18 protein-coding genes and 1 pseudogene are annotated in these 18,403 nt (G+C 71.5%); 9 read left to right on the top strand and 10 right to left on the bottom strand.

The window, feature by feature from the left end; translation table 11 throughout:
* Window positions 1-9 precede the first annotated feature (9 nt).
* Window positions 10-924: pseudogene (locus ACNNMR_RS36055) on the top strand (serine hydrolase domain-containing protein); the annotation flags it as partial.
* Window positions 925-1,011: 87 nt separating this feature from the next.
* On the opposite strand, the gene ACNNMR_RS36060 reads toward ACNNMR_RS36055, so the two are convergent.
* From ACNNMR_RS36060 to ACNNMR_RS36075, 4 genes are all read right to left on the bottom strand, one after another.
* Window positions 1,012-1,635, bottom strand: coding sequence for a hypothetical protein (locus ACNNMR_RS36060; protein WP_420000606.1), 624 nt, complete (start codon window positions 1,633-1,635; stop codon window positions 1,012-1,014).
* Between the two features lie 292 nt (window positions 1,636-1,927).
* Complete coding sequence (locus tag ACNNMR_RS36065; protein ID WP_419998899.1) at window positions 1,928-2,434, bottom strand: hypothetical protein; 507 nt, start codon at window positions 2,432-2,434, stop codon at window positions 1,928-1,930.
* Between the two features lie 140 nt (window positions 2,435-2,574).
* Entirely contained in the window at window positions 2,575-3,369 is a 795-nt protein-coding gene (locus ACNNMR_RS36070) for an endo alpha-1,4 polygalactosaminidase (protein WP_419998900.1), read from the bottom strand.
* A 27-nt stretch (window positions 3,370-3,396) separates the two neighbouring features.
* The gene (locus ACNNMR_RS36075) at window positions 3,397-4,353 is read right to left on the bottom strand and encodes an acetylxylan esterase (RefSeq protein ID WP_419998901.1); all 957 of its coding nucleotides are present in this window, start codon (window positions 4,351-4,353) and stop codon (window positions 3,397-3,399) included.
* A gap of 146 nt (window positions 4,354-4,499) precedes the next feature.
* On the opposite strand from ACNNMR_RS36075, the gene ACNNMR_RS36080 reads away from it, so the two are divergent.
* From ACNNMR_RS36080 to ACNNMR_RS36105, 6 genes are all read left to right on the top strand, one after another.
* The gene (locus ACNNMR_RS36080; protein WP_419998902.1) at window positions 4,500-5,522 is read left to right on the top strand and encodes an acyltransferase family protein; all 1,023 of its coding nucleotides are present in this window, start codon (window positions 4,500-4,502) and stop codon (window positions 5,520-5,522) included.
* 20 nt (window positions 5,523-5,542) lie between these two features.
* On the top strand, window positions 5,543-6,502 hold the full coding sequence (locus ACNNMR_RS36085; protein WP_419998903.1) for a phosphotransferase: 960 nt from the start codon (window positions 5,543-5,545) through the stop codon (window positions 6,500-6,502).
* Between the two features lie 21 nt (window positions 6,503-6,523).
* Window positions 6,524-7,237 carry a GntR family transcriptional regulator gene (locus ACNNMR_RS36090; protein WP_419998904.1) on the top strand — a complete coding sequence of 238 codons (714 nt, stop codon included), beginning with the start codon at window positions 6,524-6,526 and terminating at the stop codon, window positions 7,235-7,237.
* A gap of 2 nt (window positions 7,238-7,239) precedes the next feature.
* The gene (locus tag ACNNMR_RS36095) at window positions 7,240-8,199 is read left to right on the top strand and encodes a carbohydrate kinase family protein (protein ID WP_419998905.1); all 960 of its coding nucleotides are present in this window, start codon (window positions 7,240-7,242) and stop codon (window positions 8,197-8,199) included.
* On the top strand, window positions 8,196-9,227 hold the full coding sequence (locus ACNNMR_RS36100) for an ADP-ribosylglycohydrolase family protein (protein WP_419998906.1): 1,032 nt from the start codon (window positions 8,196-8,198) through the stop codon (window positions 9,225-9,227). Before ACNNMR_RS36095 ends, ACNNMR_RS36100 begins: the two co-directional genes overlap by 4 nt.
* A 70-nt stretch (window positions 9,228-9,297) precedes the next feature.
* A complete protein-coding gene (locus ACNNMR_RS36105) occupies window positions 9,298-10,722 on the top strand; it encodes an MFS transporter (RefSeq protein ID WP_419998907.1) in 1,425 nt (474 codons plus the stop codon).
* A gap of 84 nt (window positions 10,723-10,806) precedes the next feature.
* Here the strand turns inward: ACNNMR_RS36105 and ACNNMR_RS36110 are convergent, their stop codons facing one another.
* The 4 genes from ACNNMR_RS36110 to ACNNMR_RS36125 all read right to left on the bottom strand — a co-directional run bounded on the left by ACNNMR_RS36110 (window position 10,807) and on the right by ACNNMR_RS36125 (window position 13,477).
* On the bottom strand, window positions 10,807-11,262 hold the full coding sequence (locus ACNNMR_RS36110; RefSeq protein ID WP_419998908.1) for a tellurite resistance TerB family protein: 456 nt from the start codon (window positions 11,260-11,262) through the stop codon (window positions 10,807-10,809).
* Between the two features lie 33 nt (window positions 11,263-11,295).
* A complete protein-coding gene (locus ACNNMR_RS36115; RefSeq protein ID WP_419998909.1) occupies window positions 11,296-11,562 on the bottom strand; it encodes a GlsB/YeaQ/YmgE family stress response membrane protein in 267 nt (88 codons plus the stop codon).
* Window positions 11,563-11,645: 83 nt separating this feature from the next.
* On the bottom strand, window positions 11,646-12,290 hold the full coding sequence (locus ACNNMR_RS36120; RefSeq protein WP_419998910.1) for a response regulator: 645 nt from the start codon (window positions 12,288-12,290) through the stop codon (window positions 11,646-11,648).
* On the bottom strand, window positions 12,287-13,477 hold the full coding sequence (locus tag ACNNMR_RS36125; RefSeq protein WP_419998911.1) for a sensor histidine kinase: 1,191 nt from the start codon (window positions 13,475-13,477) through the stop codon (window positions 12,287-12,289). Before ACNNMR_RS36125 ends, ACNNMR_RS36120 begins: the two co-directional genes overlap by 4 nt.
* Window positions 13,478-13,589: 112 nt before the next feature.
* Here ACNNMR_RS36125 and ACNNMR_RS36130 point away from each other — a divergent pair, with 112 nt between their 5' ends.
* Together ACNNMR_RS36130 and ACNNMR_RS36135 are read left to right on the top strand one after the other, a co-directional pair.
* Window positions 13,590-14,327 (top strand): ABC transporter ATP-binding protein, encoded by a 738-nt coding sequence (locus ACNNMR_RS36130; protein ID WP_419998912.1) that lies wholly within the window; start codon window positions 13,590-13,592, stop codon window positions 14,325-14,327.
* The gene (locus tag ACNNMR_RS36135) at window positions 14,324-15,094 is read left to right on the top strand and encodes an ABC transporter permease (RefSeq protein WP_419998913.1); all 771 of its coding nucleotides are present in this window, start codon (window positions 14,324-14,326) and stop codon (window positions 15,092-15,094) included. Before ACNNMR_RS36130 ends, ACNNMR_RS36135 begins: the two co-directional genes overlap by 4 nt.
* A 14-nt stretch (window positions 15,095-15,108) precedes the next feature.
* Here the strand turns inward: ACNNMR_RS36135 and mgtA are convergent, their stop codons facing one another.
* Together mgtA and ACNNMR_RS36145 are read right to left on the bottom strand one after the other, a co-directional pair.
* Window positions 15,109-17,946: a magnesium-translocating P-type ATPase gene (gene mgtA, locus ACNNMR_RS36140; RefSeq protein WP_419998914.1), complete on the bottom strand. Its 2,838-nt coding sequence runs from the start codon at window positions 17,944-17,946 to the stop codon at window positions 15,109-15,111.
* Window positions 17,930-18,292: an ArsR/SmtB family transcription factor gene (locus ACNNMR_RS36145; protein ID WP_419998915.1), complete on the bottom strand. Its 363-nt coding sequence runs from the start codon at window positions 18,290-18,292 to the stop codon at window positions 17,930-17,932. The genes mgtA and ACNNMR_RS36145 overlap by 17 nt, the downstream gene beginning before the upstream one ends.
* Window positions 18,293-18,403: the final 111 nt, after the last annotated feature.

Below are 18,403 nucleotides of genomic sequence, written 5' to 3' on the forward strand. Positions count from 1 at the left end.
CCGCACGAGGTGCGCCGCGCACTGCACGACGGCGGATTCGTCGGCATCGCCGCCGAACTGCGCGACGGCAGGCGGTACGAGTCCGCCCGGGCCGGAGTCGCGGACCTGTCGGCCAACGCCCCGCCACCGCGCGCCGGCTCCATCCGGATCGGCAGCGTGACCAAGGCCTTCGTCGCCACCGCGATCCTCCAGCTGGAGGCCGAGGGACGGCTGTCCCTGGACGACTCCGTGGAGCGCTGGCTGCCCCGCCTGATCTCCGGTCACGGCAACGACGGCCGCGCCATCACCCTCCGCAACCTGCTCCAGCACACCAGCGGCCTGGCCAACCACTCGGACGTCAAGGACTTCGACCAGACCGCGACGGCCTTCGCGCGCGAGCGCCACCGCCACTACGACCCCGCCGAACTGGTCGCCATCGCCATGCGCCGGCCCCCGGCCTTCCCACCGGCCGACGCGGACGACCCATACCCCCAGTGGTCGTACTCCAACACCAACTACATCGTCGCCGGCATGGTCATCGAGGCGGCCACCGGCCGCGACTGGCGCACGCAGGTCACCGCCCGGGTGCTGCGCCCGCTGCGGCTGTCCGGCACGTACGCTCCCGGCGACGCCACCCGGCTGCCGCGACCGCACGCCCGCACGTACAAGCGCTTCCCGGAGAGCCGCGACACCTGGACCGACACCACCGTACGGAACATGTCCTCGGCCGGCGCCGCGGCCGAAATGATCAGTACGCAGCGGGACCTGAGCCGCTTCCTGGCAGCACTCCTCGCCGGCGACCTGCTCCCGCCACGCCAGCTGGCCCGCATGCAACACACCGTCCCCGTCCGCGGCGACCTGGCCCAGCTCATCCCAGGCGCCCGTTACGGCCTGAGCCTGATGGGGCAGCCCCTGGCCTCCGGCGGTCGGCTCTGGTACCTGGGCGGGCAGGTCGTCGGCGACACCGTCGTGGCGCAGACCGCGGACGGCCACCGCGGTGCTGTGAGTCGCTTGGCGAGACCGGCTCCGCCTTTACCGACCGGTGGCGGACCGTCCCACCGTGGTCTGCGCGTCGGCTGCCGCGAGTACGGTGTCAGCCAGTTCGGTGGCGGAACGTCCGCCGCCCGCGTCGATGCGATCCAGGCTCAGCTTGTCAACGGCATCGATCATGAGTGTCTGGTAGCGCTCAGTGCGAGCCAGGAACTTGTCCATCAGGACCTGTTCCTCGTCTGTGGCTGTGTCATAGCGGCCTGCCGCGTGAACGCGGGCGCGCACCACGGAGTCGTCCGTGGTGAGCCACACGGCGGCCGTGCGCGGGATCCGCAGCTTTGCGACTCGGACGGGCCAGAGTGCCGACCCCTCCAGAACCAGGCCTGTCCTGCCGCGGTCCTCGGTAGCACGGACCGTAATCAGCTCTTCGATGCGAGGCCAGAGTCGATCGTAGTGGCCGAGTACGGATGTGATCAGTTCGTCCACCGTCAGTGATCCGTAGTGCTCGGCGACATGCGCAGGCACCTCCCGCTCCGGGGTTCTCCAGGGTCGCCCAGGATGCCGGGCCAGCCCGTCAGTGCTCAGGCACTCGAACCCGAGCCTCTCCGCCACCACTTGGCCAACGGTCGACTTCCCCACGTTCGATGTCCCGCCGATCAGGACCACCCGTACATCGCGCACGCCAGCGACCCTACTGATCTATCCGGGACGATGCTTCACGGCCATAGGCCGAGCGCTGGTGGCAGGCGCGGGTGTCGGCCGTCTTCGCTCCGGCCGGCGCGGTACGGACTTGGTCGGCTACCCAGCCATGTTTTTGCTCGCCGCATCGCCGAAGGTACCCGGCTGACCGCTGAGTTCATGCTGGGCCGTGATACGTGGGAAGGGCCGGAATATCTGCAGTTTAGTCTGGTCGTCGAGACGCAGGTCCAGCGCGTCCCCTTCGATGTCTGCGCCCCACTCAGTCGATGAATCCGACGGGGATTTGGTGCCCGCTTGCCTCTCGGGCGACCGCGGCGGCGGAGATGCCGAGCCCTGCGTAGAGTTCGACGATTCCGGCGCCTCGTGCGTGCGCTTCGCGGACTTGCGCCCTGAGATCGTTCTCGTCGGCGACGCCGGCGACGAGAACGCCATCATGCTGGGTCAGCGGAGTCGACTCCGCGGCGGGGAGGAAGAATGCCGCATTACCCGGCTCACCATTGGCGAAGGCAGTCTTGTACGCGGCGACCTGCTCGAGCGACTCGAAGCCGTAGCGGTTCACCCGTACGTCGACATCGGCGCTGACGGCCGCACGCACCCTGGCGGCAACGTCGACCGGCATGCCCCCGCACAGCTCGATCCGATCTGCCGACTTGGCGGCACGGACCGCGGCGCTCACGACATCGTCGAGGGCGGCTCCCTCGATGACGAGGTCATCGCTTCGCACGATCACGCCTGGCGTTCCCTCGAAGAGCACATGTATCGCCATGCCCGGTAGAACACCCCGGGTGTTCAACTCCTTCCCGTGGTGAACCGGCACCGCGCGGCAGAGCCTCGCCGCGGACGGCCGGTTCGTCATCCTGACCCGGCAAGCACGCAGCTGGACTCGGAGCTGGCAGAACTCCGCCCTCAACAGGTTCGGAATACATAACCCGCGGCGCCACGCTGTCGCACATCGAGATCGCGGAGCGTCAAGGACAGTTCCTCGCCCCAGCGGCGGCAGCCGCGCTCGAAGGCGGCCGGCTGGTACTCGACCGCGAAGACCCTGCCGTCGTACGCCTTGATGAAGGGCCCGCACTCGTCGTAGGCGGCGCACTCCTCCACGACCGCGAAATCGAAGCCGATCCTCCCGCTCCGGGGCAGCAGATCGGCGGTGTTCTTCTGCCCGATCGCCAGGCCCTTCTCGTGCGCCCGCACGGCGAGCAGCCGGGCGAACGCGACCGCATCCTTCGCCTTCAGCAGCCCGTCGGAGCGGGTGTACGAGTCGAGGTTGTCCGGCTCGACCGCGTCGTAGCCGTCCCGCGCGCAGCCGTCGAGCCACGGTCCGACGACCTGCAGCAGGTCGTCGCGCTTGTCCGCGGTGGAGATGTCCAGGAGCGCCTCGCCCCAGTCCTCGTCGATCACCATCTCGCCGCCCCTGCGCAGCAGCAGGTCGTCGTGATGCTTCTGCCACCAGGCGATGGACCGGCCCGGCTGGGTCTGGAAGGCGTTGACGTAGCAGATGTTGTAGCGCCCGGGCGCCGGCTTAGCGGTGCGATCGCGCGCCACCGCCTCGACCTGCTTCTCGGGCTGGTACGGGCCGCCCAGCTGGTAGTCGAAGACCGCACCGGGCTGCGGCAGCCGCACGCCGGGCCCGGCGTCGCCGGGGGAGCAGGCGGTCAGGGCGAGCAGGAGCAGGAGCAGGGCTACGGGGATGCGGCGCACGTGCGTTCCCTCAGCTGGTCGTATGCGTCAGCCGGCAGACGCCAGAAAGCCGCGCTGGAGTGCCTCCAGTTCAGCCGCTTCGGTGGCTGCCGTGGGGTGATCGAAGTGGCCCGTGCGCAGGACGAAGAGTTCGTGTTGCCCCGCGAGGGCGTTGTGTACCGCGAACTGGCCCGGTGGGGGGACGGACGGGTCGAAGAGGGCGGCGCCTACGTGGACGGGCAGGCGGAGGTGTCGGGCCGCCGTGGCCGCGTCGAAGTACGCCAGGACCTCCAGCACGCCGGGATCATCGCCGTACCTGGCTTGCACCGCATCGCCGCTGCCCGTGCACGGCAGGGTCACCCGCAGCGGGTGGTTGCCGAAGGTCGGCACCGTGAGGGCGGCCGCGTGGAACCGGTCGTCCCAGGGGAGTGCCAGCGCGCCGATGCCGCCGCCGAAGCTGGTGCCCAGGTAGGTCAGGCGCCGGGCGGCCGCGGGGAACAACCGCAGCAGCGCCGTGGCCGCGCACCATACGTCCGCGGCGCAGCCGCCGAGGACGTAGGACTCGGGCGAGTCGATGCCGTGGAGCACATGCCCGGCCGCGTCCGGCGGCATGCCGGGCAGCAGGCTGCGGGTGCCCAGCCCGCGCAGGCAGGGCCAGATCGTCGCCGATCCCGGCGGCGGCAGGTGTGGGGACGGGGCGTCGCGGCCTCCGTATCCGTGGGTCGCGACACAGCCCTGCGTCACGCGGCCGTCGGCCGGGGCCGTCAGCCAGCCGCCGATACGGACGCCGTCGACGGAGGTGTACGAGACGGGGGAGATCCGTATGCCGTCCACTTCCGCCTCGGGTGGGCCCACCTGCGGTGACGGGTCGATGCCGCGGGCCTGGTCATGGCGCTTGCGCCAGAAGCCGGCGAAGTCGGCGGGGCCGGCCGGAGCCGTCACCTCCAGCAGCCGCGGCAGGTCGTATCCGTGGGTGGGGTCGAAGGGGAAGTCGTGCTCGGGCAACGTCGCTCCTGGTGATGCCGTGGGCGTGTTTGTGAGCGGGTCTCGGGCTGCGTATCAGCCAATATTTCCGGAAACAACCAAAACGCCACCTGCCCGCCTGCCTGACCCCCGGCCCGTAACTCAAGGAGATCTTCATCGTGCAGTCGATGGCCACGGCAACCACCGAGCGCCGCGACGCCTACTTCGACAACGCCAAGTATCTCGTCATCGTGCTGGTCGCCTGCGGCCACGCCTGGGAGCCGCTGACGCACACCGGCCGGGCGGTTCATGCGGCGTATCTGACGGTGTACGCCTTCCATATGCCGGCCTTCGCGCTGATCTCCGGCTACCTCTCGCGCAGTTACGACGCCGGCCCCCGCCGTACGCGTCGGCTGGTGGCCGGCGTGCTGATCCCGTATCTGGTCTTCGAGACCGCGTACTCCCTCTTCGCCCGCTACACCATGGAGCCCGGCAACCCCATCAGCCTGATGGACCCCTGGTACGTGATGTGGTTCCTCGTCGCCCTGTTCATCTGGCGGCTGACCGCACCCGTCTGGCAGCAGCTGCGCTATCCGGTGCCGATCGCGCTGGCCATCGCGACACTGGCGGCGGCCTCGCCCGGCCTGGGCGGCGAGCTCGCGCTGCAGCGGGTGCTGGGCTTTCTGCCGTACTTCGTCCTGGGGTTGCGGCTGCGGCCCGAGCACTTCGCCGTCGTACGCAACTGGCCGGCGCGGCTGGTCGCGCTGTCCGTGGTGGCCGTCACCGCGGTGGGCTGCTACGCGGTGGCCCCGTGGTTCAACACCGAGTGGCTCTACCACCGCGACAGCGTCGACGGCTTCGGCGCCGCCCGCTGGACGGCCGTCGTGGCGGTACCGGCGCTGTTCTGTCTCGCGCTGCTGCTGACGGGGTGTCTGCTGGCCTGGGTGCCGGGCCGGCGGCTGTGGTTCACGCGGCTGGGCACCGGCACGCTCTACGGATATCTGCTGCACGGCTTCCTGGTCAAAGCCATCCGCTGGTGGGGCTGGTACGACCACCCGTGGCTGCACACCCCGCTCGGCGAGCTGGCCGTGACGGGATGCGCGGCAGTGGTCATTACGCTGCTGTGCACACCGCCGGTGCGGCGCGCCTTCCGCGGCGTGGTGGAGCCGCCGCTGAGCTGGGCCTTCCGGGACCGTACGGCTCCGGCATGAGCTCGCGGGACACTGACCGAGTGAGTTCTCCGATGAGCCATGGCTCCCGTCCCGGACTGCTGCCGGGCGAGGTCCTGGACGATGTGGCCGGTGTGGTCGGGGCGGACGTCACTCTCCTCGGTCGCCTCCCTCAAGGCGTCAATGGGGGTGCCACGCGCGTCCAGTTGGGCGGAGGGGCGCATGCCGTGCTCAAGGCTGTGCCCCGGGTGCACCCCGGCCAACTGGACGAGACGCGGCGAGCCCAGAGAGTCGTCGCGCACATGCGGCGTCGCGGCTATCCCACCCCGGCCTGGCTCGGAGTGGGGGCCACTGCCACTCATGTGTGGCATCTGATGGACCTCGTCGACGCGGCGCCCGCGCCGGAGCTGACCGCGTCCCTCATCGAGCAGCTGATGGAGATCATCGAGCTCCAGGCCGGGCAAGCCTCCGAGCCCTATGACCACTGGTCGTACGCCTGGCGGGTCGCCACCGGCCGGGAAGCGGCTGTCGCCGGCGGGCCGGATGTCGAGGAGACGCCCGAGCAGGCGCTGCTCCGCCGGTCCGTGGCCGGGCTCTCGGGATATTCCGCCGAGGTGGCGGCCTTGGTCGAGCGCCTGCGGCTCCTGTGCGCCGACATCCCGCCACCAACCAGGGCACCTGACATGGTCCATGCCGATCTCGCGACCCCCGGCAATGTCCTGGTCCGTGACGGAGCGGTGGTGGCGGTCGTGGACATCGGGAACGCGGGCAGCGGTACGCGGGCGATCGATCTCACCACCCTCTGGTGGTACGCCCTCCGGGATCCGCTGCTGGACGGTGTCCGAAGGCGGCTGTGGACGCGAATCCTCGACCTGGTCGGCCGGGACGGTGCGGCGGTGCTCGTAGCGGCGCAGGTCCTCCACATGCTCGAGATCCCCGTCCGTGACGGGCGCCACGAGGTCGTTCCAGGGGTGGTCGAGCGCGGCTATCGCGCCCTCGGCGAGCTGTCTTACCAGGGTTGACACACTTAGTACACTAAGTACATGACCGACCGACCGAGCCGCACAGCGCTCTATCGCATGATCCAGAACGAGATCCAGCGCGACATCCTGAGCGGAAAGCTGAAGCCGGGAGCCTGGCTGCCCTCCGAGAGCCAGCTCCGGGAGCGGTACGGGGTGTCGCAGACGTCCGTACGGAGGGCGCTGCAGGAGCTGCAGCGGCTCGGGCTGGTCGAGCGGTTTCACGGGCGGGGCAGCATCGTCGCGTCGAATGAGATTCGCGCGATGAGCCCGATGCTCGGCCTGGGGCGCGAGCTGCGGCAGCGCGGCTTCGCGATCCGGCCCGAGCTGCTCAGCAATGCCGAGGCAGCCGCCGATGCCGCGGTCGCCGCGGCGCTGGACATCGAGGCCGGCGACACGGTGGTTCACATAGAGCGGCGCTACTGGATCGGTGACGACCCCTTCGTCTTCCTTGATCACTATCTGGTTCCGCAGCCGGGGATCGACTTCGCGGAGTTCGCCGGGGAATCGCTGTACGCCTTCTTCACCGAGCGCGGCGCCCAGCCGACGCATGCGCGGGAGCGCGTCAGCGCCGTGAACCTCTCGGAGGCGGAGGCCGAGCTGCTCCGGGTCGAGCCGGGCGCGGCGGCCATGCTGCGGGAGCGTACGGCGTCCGGGGCCGATCACCGTCCGGTCGAGTTCACCCGCTACATCCTGCGCGGTGATCGCTACCACCTCGACATAGACCTCAGGAGCTGAGCATGAGCAACGACCGGCAGCCGGCGCCGCGCCTTGTCGTCGTGGGCGACGCGAGCATCGACTACTTCGTCCGGGTCCCGCACATCGCGGGCCACGACAACAAGGCCATCGGCGCCCTGGCCGGCGTGTACGGCGGCGGCATGAGCGCCAACCTCGCCGCCGCGGCCGCGCAGCAGGGCGTCGCGGTGGAGCTGATCACCAAGACCGGCGCCGGTCCCGACACCGACGCCGCGCTGGCCGAGCTCCGCGGGCTCGGGGTGTCGACCGAGCATTCCCTGCGGGATCGCCGGCACCCGACCTGGATGTGCTTCGTACAACTCGACCCGAGCGGGGAGAAGGCGCTGACCGGCGCCGACACCGGGATCAAGCTGCCTGAGATCGGGGAGATCGACGCCTCGGTCATGGCGGGCGCCGCCATCGTCGCGCCGCTGGCCGACGACCTCGAGTGGGCCGCGGCCGTCGCCGAGCTCGCCCGTGAGCGCGGCGCGCGGGTCGCCGTCGATCTCGAACCGGACGCCTTCGAGCCGGACCAGCCGGAGTTCACCCGGCTGCTCAAGCTCAGTGACATCGTTTTCCTCAATGCCGCCTCGGCGGCCAAGCTCGCTCCCGGCGGGTCACTGGACGCCGCCCAGCGGCTGGTCCAGCTCGGCGCGGAGCTCGTCGTGGCCAGTGAGGGCGCCCGGGGCGCGTTCACTCTGGACCGCGACGGCGTCGTCCACCGTGCGCGGTTGCGCACCGAGGTGACCGCCGTCGATACGACCGGTGCCGGCGACGCGCTGGCCGGCGCCTTCCTCGGCGCCCTGCTGGCCGGGACCGGCGTGCACGACAGCCTGCGGCGCGCCGTCGCCCAGGCGACCCACTGCGTGACCGCCATCGGCGGCCGCACCTACCTGTCCGACTCGCAGCGCGGCGAGCGGCCTGACGTACAGATCATGAGCACGACTGAGAGGTACCCGAGTTGAATACGTCGCTCCACTCCAAGATCCACGGCAGCCTCGCCGCGGCCTGCCTGGCCGATGCGCTCGGCGCACCGACCGAGGAGCTGAGCCGCGATCAGATCCGGGCGGCGTTCGGCGGTTACGTCACCGGGTTCCATGCCCCGCTCCCCGGCGCCCCGTACGCGAAGGGCCGGGCCGCGGCGCAGATCACCGACGACTCCAGCCAGATGATCATGCTGGCCCGGCTACTGGCCCGTACCGGAGCCGCGCTGACGCCCGGCGACATGGCGCAGCTGCTGATCGAATGGTCCAAGAACGAGAACTACTTCCCGCATTTCGCCGGGCCGACCACCCGCGAGGCCATCGCCCGCCTGGAGCGCGGCGAGGACCCCCGCGAGGTCGGCCGGGCCGGGTCGATCATGACCCAGGGCGCCAGCAACGGCGCCGCGATGCGGGTCGGCCCCGTCGGTCTCTTCCACCACGGCGACCCGGCGGCGGCGGTCAAGACCGCCTTCACCACCTGCGTGCCCAGCCACAACACGCCGCCCGGCGTGGCGGGTGCCGCGGCCATCGCCGCCGCGGTCGCTCAGGCCTGCGTCCCCGGCACGGAGATCGTCGATGTCGTACGGGCGGCCACCGAAGGCGCCCGGGCAGGTGCCGAACTCGGCCGCGCCCAGGGGCGCGACGTGCCGGGCGCCTCGGTCGAGCGGCGGATCGACCGTGCGGTCGCGCTGGCCGTCACGGCCCGCGACGACGAGCACGCCATCGACCTGATCGCCGGCGAGATCGGCGTCGGCCTGCCCGCGGCGGAGGCGGTGCCGGCCGCGCTCGGCTTCTTCGTCGCCGGCGCCGGCGACCCGGTGCGGATCGCGCGGCTGGCCGCCAACGCGGGCGGCGACAGCGACACGATCGGCTGCATGGCGGCCGCGATCGCCGGAGCCTACCGGGGCATCGAGGCGATAGACCCGGCCGCTGTCGCCGAGGTGGAACGCGCGAACGACCTCGATCTGGCCGGTCTCGCCCGCGAACTGCTGGACGCCACCCAGCACTGACCCCCCAGCACTACTACGCCACCAGCCACTACTACGCCAGCACCCCCTGATCGTGAAGGGACGCTCGACGATGAGCGAACACACCAACGAATTCACCCAGGAACGCGCGAAGACGAGCGAACACGCCAACGAATTCGCCACGGTGACATGGAAGGAACGTCTCTCCTTCGGCGCCGGTGACCTTGCCACGAACATTGCCTGGGGGGCGCTGGCCACGTATGTGGTGTTCTTCTATACGGACGTGATCGGGGCGGCGGCCTCAGCGGTCGGCACCATCGTGCTCGTGGTCCGGCTGGCCGACGGGGTGGTAGACGTCGGGATGGGCGCGATCGTCGACCGGACCTCGACCCGCTGGGGCAAGGCCCGTCCCTGGGTCCTGCGGGCCGCCGTTCCCTTCGCCGTTGCGCTGGTCCTGGTGTTCGCCGTGCCGAATCTGGGATCGACGGCGACCCTGATCTATATAGCCGTCACGTATCTGCTGATGAACGTCGCCCTCAGCGCGGCGGTGATCCCGTACGGGACGCTCAACACCCGGATGACGCGCGACTTCACCGAACGCTCCCGGCTGAACGTCACCCGGATGTTCGGCGCGACCCTGGGCGCGCTGATCGTCACCGTCCTCACCCTGCCCCTGGTGCGTGCGCTGGGCGACAACCAGCCGGCGTGGATCATCACGTTCACCCTCTTCGGTGCGCTCGCGGTGGTCCTGTTCTTCATCACCTTCCGCAACACCCGCGAGCGCATCGTCGACACGGCGCCGCCGCGGAACCAGCCCGGCATCGGCGAGGCGCTCAAGCTCGCGGGGAAGAACCGCTATTGGGTGCTGCTCTTCGCGATATTCATCGTGTTCAGCATCGCGGAATCGCTCTATACCGGGGCGACCGCCTACTTCGCCGAGTACTTCCTGGGCGATGTCGGGTTCGCCGCGCTGATGTCCTTCATGCTCTACATCCCGGCGCTGATCGGCATGCTGTTCATGCAGCCCGTCTACAACCGGTTCGGCAAGATCGTCCCGATGATCGTCGGCGCGGGTGTCTTCCTCGTCGGCTCGCTGCTGATCGCCATCGACCCGACCAATATGGAGCTGGCGATCGTCGGATCGATCCTCCGCGGCATCGGGCGGATCCCGATCTTCGGCGCGATCTGGGGCATGCTCCCGGACACCATCGAGTACGGCGAGTGGAAGAGCGGCCGCCGGCTCGAAAGCGTCCTCTACAGCGCGGGAAGCATGGGCCAGAAGCTCGGTTACGGCCTGGGGGCGGCGCTGCTGGGCTGGGTCATGGGCGCGGCGGGCTACAACGGGAACAAGGACGCCCAGTCGGACTCGGCGCTGAACGCTATCGAGGCGATGTTCATCTACGTGCCGATGGCGCTGTTCCTGCTGCTGATCATCCTCTTCTGGGCCTATCGCCTGGAACGGATCTACCCGAAGGTGGAGAAGGAACTGGCCGAACGCCGGGCCGCGGCCGACTCGGCCCAGTCCGCGAGTTCCTGAGGGCTTTCGCGCTCGACTGAGGCGGGTGGGCGTACCGGCTGACCGGTGCCGCCGGTACGGTACGCCCACCCGTCGTCGTGGTGGTCAGAGGTCGAATTCGGCGGGCGGCAGGCCTACTGCGAAGCACGCCTCGCGGACCACGGCCTGCTCGGTCTTGTCGAAGTCGCCGTCGGCGCCGCCGATGACGATGCCGATCTGGATGACGGCGCGGGCCTCGGCGGGCTTCTTCTTCGCCTTGGCGATCTCCTGCAGGATGCTGACCTTGCCGAAGTCGAAGTCGGCGGTGAGCTTGTTGCAGTAGTCCTCGAAGCGGCGCTGGAGGTCGTCGGCCGGGAAGTTCTGCAGGACCTCGTTGCTCATGATGAGCTGGGCGACCTTGCGGCGCTCGTCCGGATCGATCGATCCGTCGGCGGCGGCGACCAGGGCGCACATGGCCATGCTCGCGTCGCGGAAGGCGCCGCTCTTGAGGTCGTTCTTCTTCGCGTTGAGCTGCGATTGCATGGTGGAGGCGGAATCTTTGAGCCGGTCCCACAGGGCCATGACGGTGTCAGTCTCCTCTGTTTACGGGCCCGTTCAGCGGCGGGAGTTGCCGAAGACCAGGCGGTAGGCGATGAGCAGGACGAGGGAGCCGCCGAGGGCGGAGACCCAGGTCGCGGTGTCGTAGAAGTCCTTGGCGATCGGGCGGTCGAGGAACTGGGCGGACAGCCAGCCGCCGACGAAGGCCCCGATGATGCCGATGATGGTGGTGCCGAGGATGCCGCCGGGATCGCGGCCGGGGAGCAGGATCTTGGCGATCGCCCCGGCGACGAGGCCGAGGACCAGCCAGGCTATGAGGCCCATGTCGGGTGCTGCCTTTCGGTGTTCACACGCGTGCAAAGTTGCTACATTGCGCAACTATACAAGCCGGTCCGCGGGGGAGCGGATCAGCGCAGGATGCCCTCGTGCAGGGCCCGCAGCACCGCGTTGGTGCGGTCGCGGGCGCTCAGCTTGAGCAGGATGGTCGAGACGTGGTTCTTGACCGTGCCCTCCGCGAGGAACAGCGCGCCCGCGATCTCCCGGTTGCTGTAGCCCTCCGCGACCAGCCGCAGCACCTCCAGCTCGCGCCCGGTGAGCTCCTGCACCGGTGGCGCGTCGCGGCCCACCGGCGACGGGCCGGAGCGGATGGCGCGCAGCAGCCGGTCGGTGATGGACGGGGCGATGAGTGTGCCGCCCGCGGCGAGGGCTTCGACGGCGTTGGTGAGCTGCTCCAGCGTCACGTCCTTGAGCAGGTAGCCGCGGGCTCCGGCACGCAGCGCGTCGAGCACGAGGGTGTCGTCGTCGAAGGTGGTGAGCACGAGAACCGGGACCTCGACGCCGCGCTCGCGCAGCTGCTCCAGCGCCCAGATGCCGTCGTACCGGGGCATGCGCAGGTCGAGCAGGACGACATCGGGCTTGGTGTCGTCGATGACGTCGAGCGCGGCGGCGCCGTCGTCGGCCTCGCCGACGACATCGATGCCGGCGACGTCGAGCAGGCCGCCGATGCCCTGCCGGACGAGAGTCTGGTCATCGACCACGACGACGCGGGTCATGGGGCCGACGCCCGGTCCGACGCCGGGTCCGACGCCGGGTCCGGCAGCCGGTCCGGAGCCCACTCCGGCGCCCATTCCGGCGCTCGCTCCGGCACCAGGGCCGTAACCCGGAAGCCCTTCCGCCCGTCGAAGCCGGCCTCGCCGCCCAGCGCGGCGACCCGCTCGGCCAGGCCGCGCAGCCCATTGCCGACGACGAAGTCGGACGCGCCCTGCCCGTCGTCGGCCGCCGTGAGGCGGATCGCGGCGCCGTCCCGTACGACGTCGACCCACAACTCGCGTGCCTCGGCGTGCCGCAGCGTGTTCGTGACGATCTCCTGCATGGCTCGTATCAGCACCGCGGCCTGCTCCTCGTCGGCCTCGACATCGCCGCCGACCTCGACCGCGACGTCCAGACCGGGGATGTCGCGGCCGACGCTGCGCAGGGCCTCGCCCAGGTCGGCGGCCGGGGCGGTGCGCAGCTCGCCGACCGTCGAGCGGACGTCGGCGAGCAGGTCGCGGGCCACGCCATTGGCGCGGTTGACGTGCTCGCGGGCCGCCTCGGGCGGGCGGTGCCGGGCGGATTCGAGTTCCAGGGTCAGGACGGTGAGCTGGTGTCCGATCAGGTCGTGCAGGTCGCGGGAGATGCGCAGCCGTTCCGCGGTACGGGCGGCGTCCTGCAGCAGGACGGTGGCGGCCTGCTGCTCGACATGCGCCTCGGTCAGCTCGCGGCGCTGCCGCTGCTCGCGCCGGATCGCCACGACGCTGAGGACCGAGGCGGCCTGCACCAGGGCGTAGAAGGCCCCGCCGATGAATACGTCGATCGCCTCCTGGCCGCCGCGCCAGATGGACACGGTGATGACGACGGTGTTGAGGGCGACCACCGCCATGTTGGCGGGCAGGCGCACGATGTCGGTGCCGACCGCCGCGACGGCGACCAGGAGGACCGGCAGCAGGCCGGCGTACGGCACGGACAGCACGACCAGCCAGGCCAGCACGATGCCCGCCCCGTAGGCAATACGGCCGGCGGCGGGCCGGTGCTCCAGGCTGAACGCCGCGATGACCGCGGCGAACACCAGGAAGAACAAGGCCATCCACAGCGGCCTGGGCAGATCCGGGTCGGTGGCCCCCACCATGGCCGGGATGCCGATCCCGGCGCACAGCACGAGCATGGTGAGGCCCGACCATTCCTCTGGTCCGAGACGTCTCATGCGCTCACGATAGAGGTGGTCAACGCGCCGCCGGAGGTGCCAGAAGTCACCCACCGGATCACTGACCTTCGGCACAGGCGGGCACGAGCGGGCACTCCGTAGCGTCAGCGGCATGAACGAACCAGCTGTCCTCGTCGAACACGTCCACAAGCGCTACAAAGACAAGCAAGCCGTCGACGACATCAGCCTGCGCGTCGAGCCCGGCGAGGTGCTGGGCATCCTGGGGGCCAATGGCGCCGGGAAGACCACCACGGTAGAGATGATCGCCGGGCTGCGCACCCCGGACCGCGGCAGCATAGCGGTGCTCGGACTCCATCCGCGCCGCGACCGGGCCGCGTTGCGGCAGGTGCTCGGCGTACAGCTGCAGCAGTCGTATCTGCACGGGGCGCTGACCGTCGCCGAACTCGTCGGCCTCTACCGCACGTTCTATCCCGACCCGCGGCCGGCCGACGAGCTCCTCGACCTGGTCGACCTGCGCGACCAGCGGCGCACCCGGTTCGAGCGGCTCTCCGGTGGCCAGCAGCAGCGGCTGTCCATAGCCCTCGCCCTGGCCGGGCGGCCCCGACTGGTGATCCTCGACGAGCTCACCACCGGACTGGACCCGCGGGCGCGGCGGCGCATGTGGTCGGCCATCGAGGAGCTGCGCGAGGAGACCGTGCTGCTGGTGAGCCATGCCATGGACGAGGCCGAGCGGCTCTGCGACCGCGTGGCGCTGCTCGATGCCGGGCGGGTGATAGCGCTCGACACCCCCGCGGGCGTCGTCTCACAAGCCGGCGCCGCGAACCTCGAGGACGCCTTCGTCGCCCTGACCGGCAAGGACCTCGACCTCGAGGAGGAGGAAGCCGCATGAGTACGGGGACCGTCACCGCCCGCCGGCCGGGACCGCGGTCGTGGCTGACGCTGGCGCTGTGCGAGGCCAAGATGGTGGCCCGCGACACCGCCGGGCTGGTCGTGCCGATCCTGCTGCCGCTGCTGATCCTCGTCATGAGCGCGGCGGAGGCCAGTACCGACGAGGTGGCCAACGGTCGCTCGGCCCTGGATGTCTACGTCCTGCCGCTGGTCTTCACCATCGTCATGGCGTCGATCGGGATCATCAACATGCCGAGCTTCCTGGCGTACTACCGCCGCTCCGGCATCCTGCGCCGGCTCGCCGTCACCCCGGCTTCGCCCGCGATGGTGCTGGTCGTGCAGATGCTCGTGAGCCTGGTGCAGGCCGTCGCCGGGATAGGGGTGGCGTTCACGGTCGCCGTGCTCGCCTTTGAGGCCCGCCCGCCGGTGCACATATGGGCTGCCGTCGGCGTCGTCGCGCTCGCCGTCCTCGGCATGTACGGGATGGGCATGATCGTCGCCGCGCTGGCACCCACCCCCAACTCCGCCGTCGCGATCGGCCTGACCGGCTTCTTCGCCCTCGGCGCGCTGGGCGGGCTGTTCGGCGGCACCGACGCGCTGCCGGAGCCGGTGGCCCGGGTCGGTGAGTGGCTGGCGTTCGGCGCCTCGGCCGAGGCGCTGTCCGATGCCTGGGCCGGCGTCCCGCTCGATGCGGCCCACCTGGTGTCGCTGGGCCTGACGACGATCGTCGGGATGACGGTGGCGGCGGTGGCGTTCCGGTGGGAGTGACCGGGGCGACGCGGCTACCCGGCGTACGCCGCGCCACGTGCCGACTTCTTCTCCTGTCGCGCCGCCTCCGCCTCCCGGCGCGCCCGCCGCCGCCCCGCGAAGGCCAGCGCCGTCGCGTACAGCCCGAGGACGACGGCCAGCAGCGCGTAGTACACGGGCGGCAGCGAGGTCATGCCGAGGACGGGGCCGAGCGGGGTGAGCGGCAGCAGGATGCCGATCGCGGCCAGGGCGCCGACGGCCAGCCAGACCGGACGCGGCGCGCGCGTCTGCGCAGTGGCGGTGCGCAGCAGGAGCATGACCAGGGCCTGGGTGAGGAGGTTCTCGGTGAACCAGCCGCCGTGGAAGGCGGCCTGGCCGTCGCCGGGTTCCCCGAAGCGGTGCACCGACCAGGCCAGGATCGCGAAGGTGGTGATATCGGCGGCGGCGTTGAGGACACCGAAGCCGGTGATGAAGCGCAGAAAGTCCCGGGGCACCAGTCGGGTCGGGCGCCGCAGCACGGCCGGGGCCGGGCGGTCGTACGCCAGGGAGAGCTGCGCGGCGTCGAAGCACAGGTTCTGCACCAGCACCTGGACGGGCAGCATCGGCAGGAACGGCAGCAGCAGCCCTGCGGTGAGCATGGCGATCACGTTGCCGAAGTCGGAGGAGAGCGTGATCCGCAGGTAGTTGGCGATGTTGCCGCCGGCGTGCCGGCCCGCGGTGATGGCATGGCCGAGGGCCGTGAGGTCCTTCGCCGCGAGGACGGCGTCGGCCTGTTCGCGGGCGACGGCGACGCCGCCGCGGGGGGTGATGCCGACGTCGGCGGCGTGCAGGGCGGGCAGGTCGTTGATGCCGTCGCCGAGATAGCCGGTGACGTGCCCGGCGCGGCCGAGGGCGGCGACGATACGGGCCTTGTGGGCGGGGGTGCAGCGGGCGAAGACCGTGGTCGTACGGGCGAGCTCGGCAAGCTCCGCGTCGGTGAGCGCGTCGATGGCCTCGGCGGTGATCACGGCGCCAGGGGGCAGGGCGAGGTCGCGGCAGGCGCGGGCGGCGGTGGCCGGGTGGTCGCCGGTGAGGACCTTCACCGCGACGCCGCGGCCGGCGAGGTCCGCGAGGGCGTCGGCGGCGGTGCCGGTGGGGGCGTCGCGCAGGCCGAGGAAGCCGAGGAAGGTCAGGTCGCGCTCGTCGGCGTGGGTGTAGCGGCCGGAGAGGCGGGCGGGCCGGTCGGCGGTGGCGACGCCCAGCAGCCGCAGGCCGTCGCCGGAGAGCCCGGCGGCGCGGGCGGCCAGCCGCGTACGGGTGGCGGTGTCCAGCTCGCCGCCGCCGAAGCGCGTACATCGCTCCAGCACGTCCTCGACGGCGCCCTTGACCACGAGGGTGTCGGTGCGGGCGGGGTGGTCCGGGGCGGGGATCACGGCGGTGGCGCTGCGGGCGGGGCCGTGCGGGGCGCGGACCACGGCGGTGGCCAGCCGGCGGGCGGGGTCGTACGGGAGAGCGGCGATGCCCTCGTACGCATCGAAGACGTCTGGCGGGGCGGCGGCCAGGATGGCGTCGTCCAGCGCGTCGGGGGCGGGCGGGTCGGCGAGCTGGAGCGTCCACAGGCTATTGACGGCGGCCCAGTGGAGCACCGACTCGTCCGGAGCGCCGAGCGCGTCGAGGTGGCAGGCGACCGCGGGGCGGTTCTCGGTGAGGGTGCCGGTCTTGTCGACGCACAGCACGTCCATGGCGCCGAGGTCGTGCAGCGCGGACAGCCGGCGGACGATCACGTCGTGGTCCCGGGCGAGGCCGGCGGCGCCCCGGGCCAGCACGGTGGTGACGATCACCGGCAGCATCTCGGGGGTCAGGCTGACCGCCACCGCGATGGCGAACGGCAGCATCTCCAGGCCCCGGTCGCGCAGCGCGGCGTTCGACATCAGCACCAGCGGCGGCGTCAGCAGCATGAACCGGATCAGGATCCAGGCGATGCCGTGCACCGACCGGTCGAAGGCGGTCCGCCGCCACGCCGGCGCCCGCCGGCGCTCGGCCGGGCCGCTCCGGCCGCCCGCCAGCTGGGTGGCGGGCCCGGTGGCGACGACCACGCCCAGGCCGCTGCCCGCCTCCACCGTCGAGCCCCGGAAGCACAGGTGCGGCAGGTGCAGCAGGCCCTGCCCGGCGGTCGGGGCGCCGGCGGAGCGCCCGGCGGCCGGGTCGTCCGAGCGCTTGGCGACCGGGACGTCGTCCGAGCGCTTGGCGACCGGGACGTCGTCGGAGCGCTTGGCCGCCGGCCGCGTCTCGCCGGTCAGTGGCGCCTGCTGCACGGTCAGCCCGTCGGTGCGCAGCAGCCGCAGATCCGCCGGTACGACATCGCCCGGACCGAGCCGCACCACATCGCCGGGCACCAGCTCGTCCACCGGCACCTCGCGCACGCACGGCTCGGCGCCCTCGGCGGGCCGGCGCTGCACGCTCGCCGTGGCCGCGATGAGCCGCCCCAGGGCGGCGGCGCTGCGGTCGGCGCGGCGCTCGCCGGCGGCCCGCAGCGCACAGCTGACCATCACCAGCACCAGGGTCACGACGGCCGGACCCCAGGAGGCGATCGCCGCGGACACCAGCGCGAGGCCGAGCAGTACCGCGGTGAACGGATCGCGGACGCCCGCCGCGAAGCGCCGCCACCACGAGGGGGTGGACCGCTCGGGCTGGGCGTTGCCCCCGTAACGCAGCAGCCGCTCCTCGGCCTGCGCCTCGGTCAGGCCGCGCGGCCCCGTACGCAGCGAGCGCAGCAGCTCGAGCCGCGTCCGCCCGGCGGCGGCCGCGGCACCATGCGGGTACGGCGCCTCTCCCAGGGCCGGGTCCCGGCTCTGGGGGTGCGCCCCGTTCAGGCGCTCAGGCGCCCAGGTCACGCGTCCGCCGCCGCGCGGGCTTGCGCTGCTCGGCGCGCTCGGCGAGCCTGCCGACGAGCCACCGGACGACTTCCTCCACGTCCGGATCGTCGATCAGATAGACCACCCGCCGGCCCTCGCGGCGCGAGCGCACCAGCCCCGCGAGCTTCAGCTTGGCCAGGTGCTGGCTGACCGCGGGCAGCGCGCCGCCGACCCGCTCGGCAAGGGCCGTCACGTCGCTCTCGCCCTGGGCGAGCGTCCACATCAGGTGCAGCCGCGCCGGCGAGGCCAGCAGCCCGAACGCCCCGGCCGCCTCGGCGAGCACCTCGGCAGGCGGATCCTCCACGCCCTGGACCTTCGCCGCCATGCCGTCACTCCTGTCGTATCCCCCCGCCGGACCTGCTGCCCGGCAGCCCCAAAGTCTAGGGCCGGTCTCACGGAAACCGGCTGCGCGCCCGGCCACCACGCCCGTACCCAG

Origin of the sequence: Streptomyces boninensis (genome assembly GCF_048572725.1) — a bacterium.
Taxonomy (GTDB): Bacteria; Actinomycetota; Actinomycetes; order Streptomycetales; family Streptomycetaceae; genus Streptomyces; species Streptomyces boninensis.

Coding starts and splice junctions, on each gene's coding strand:
- ACNNMR_RS36065 (WP_419998899.1), bottom strand. CDS start 2,434: ATGGCGATACATGTGCTCTTCGAGGGAACGCCAGGCGTGATCGTGCGA.
- ACNNMR_RS36080 (WP_419998902.1), top strand. CDS start 4,500: ATGGCCACGGCAACCACCGAGCGCCGCGACGCCTACTTCGACAACGCC.
- ACNNMR_RS36090 (WP_419998904.1), top strand. CDS start 6,524: ATGACCGACCGACCGAGCCGCACAGCGCTCTATCGCATGATCCAGAAC.
- ACNNMR_RS36095 (WP_419998905.1), top strand. CDS start 7,240: ATGAGCAACGACCGGCAGCCGGCGCCGCGCCTTGTCGTCGTGGGCGAC.
- ACNNMR_RS36105 (WP_419998907.1), top strand. CDS start 9,298: ATGAGCGAACACACCAACGAATTCACCCAGGAACGCGCGAAGACGAGC.
- ACNNMR_RS36110 (WP_419998908.1), bottom strand. CDS start 11,262: ATGGCCCTGTGGGACCGGCTCAAAGATTCCGCCTCCACCATGCAATCG.
- ACNNMR_RS36115 (WP_419998909.1), bottom strand. CDS start 11,562: ATGGGCCTCATAGCCTGGCTGGTCCTCGGCCTCGTCGCCGGGGCGATC.
- ACNNMR_RS36120 (WP_419998910.1), bottom strand. CDS start 12,290: ATGACCCGCGTCGTCGTGGTCGATGACCAGACTCTCGTCCGGCAGGGC.
- ACNNMR_RS36125 (WP_419998911.1), bottom strand. CDS start 13,477: ATGAGACGTCTCGGACCAGAGGAATGGTCGGGCCTCACCATGCTCGTG.
- ACNNMR_RS36130 (WP_419998912.1), top strand. CDS start 13,590: ATGAACGAACCAGCTGTCCTCGTCGAACACGTCCACAAGCGCTACAAA.
- ACNNMR_RS36135 (WP_419998913.1), top strand. CDS start 14,324: ATGAGTACGGGGACCGTCACCGCCCGCCGGCCGGGACCGCGGTCGTGG.
- ACNNMR_RS36145 (WP_419998915.1), bottom strand. CDS start 18,292: ATGGCGGCGAAGGTCCAGGGCGTGGAGGATCCGCCTGCCGAGGTGCTC.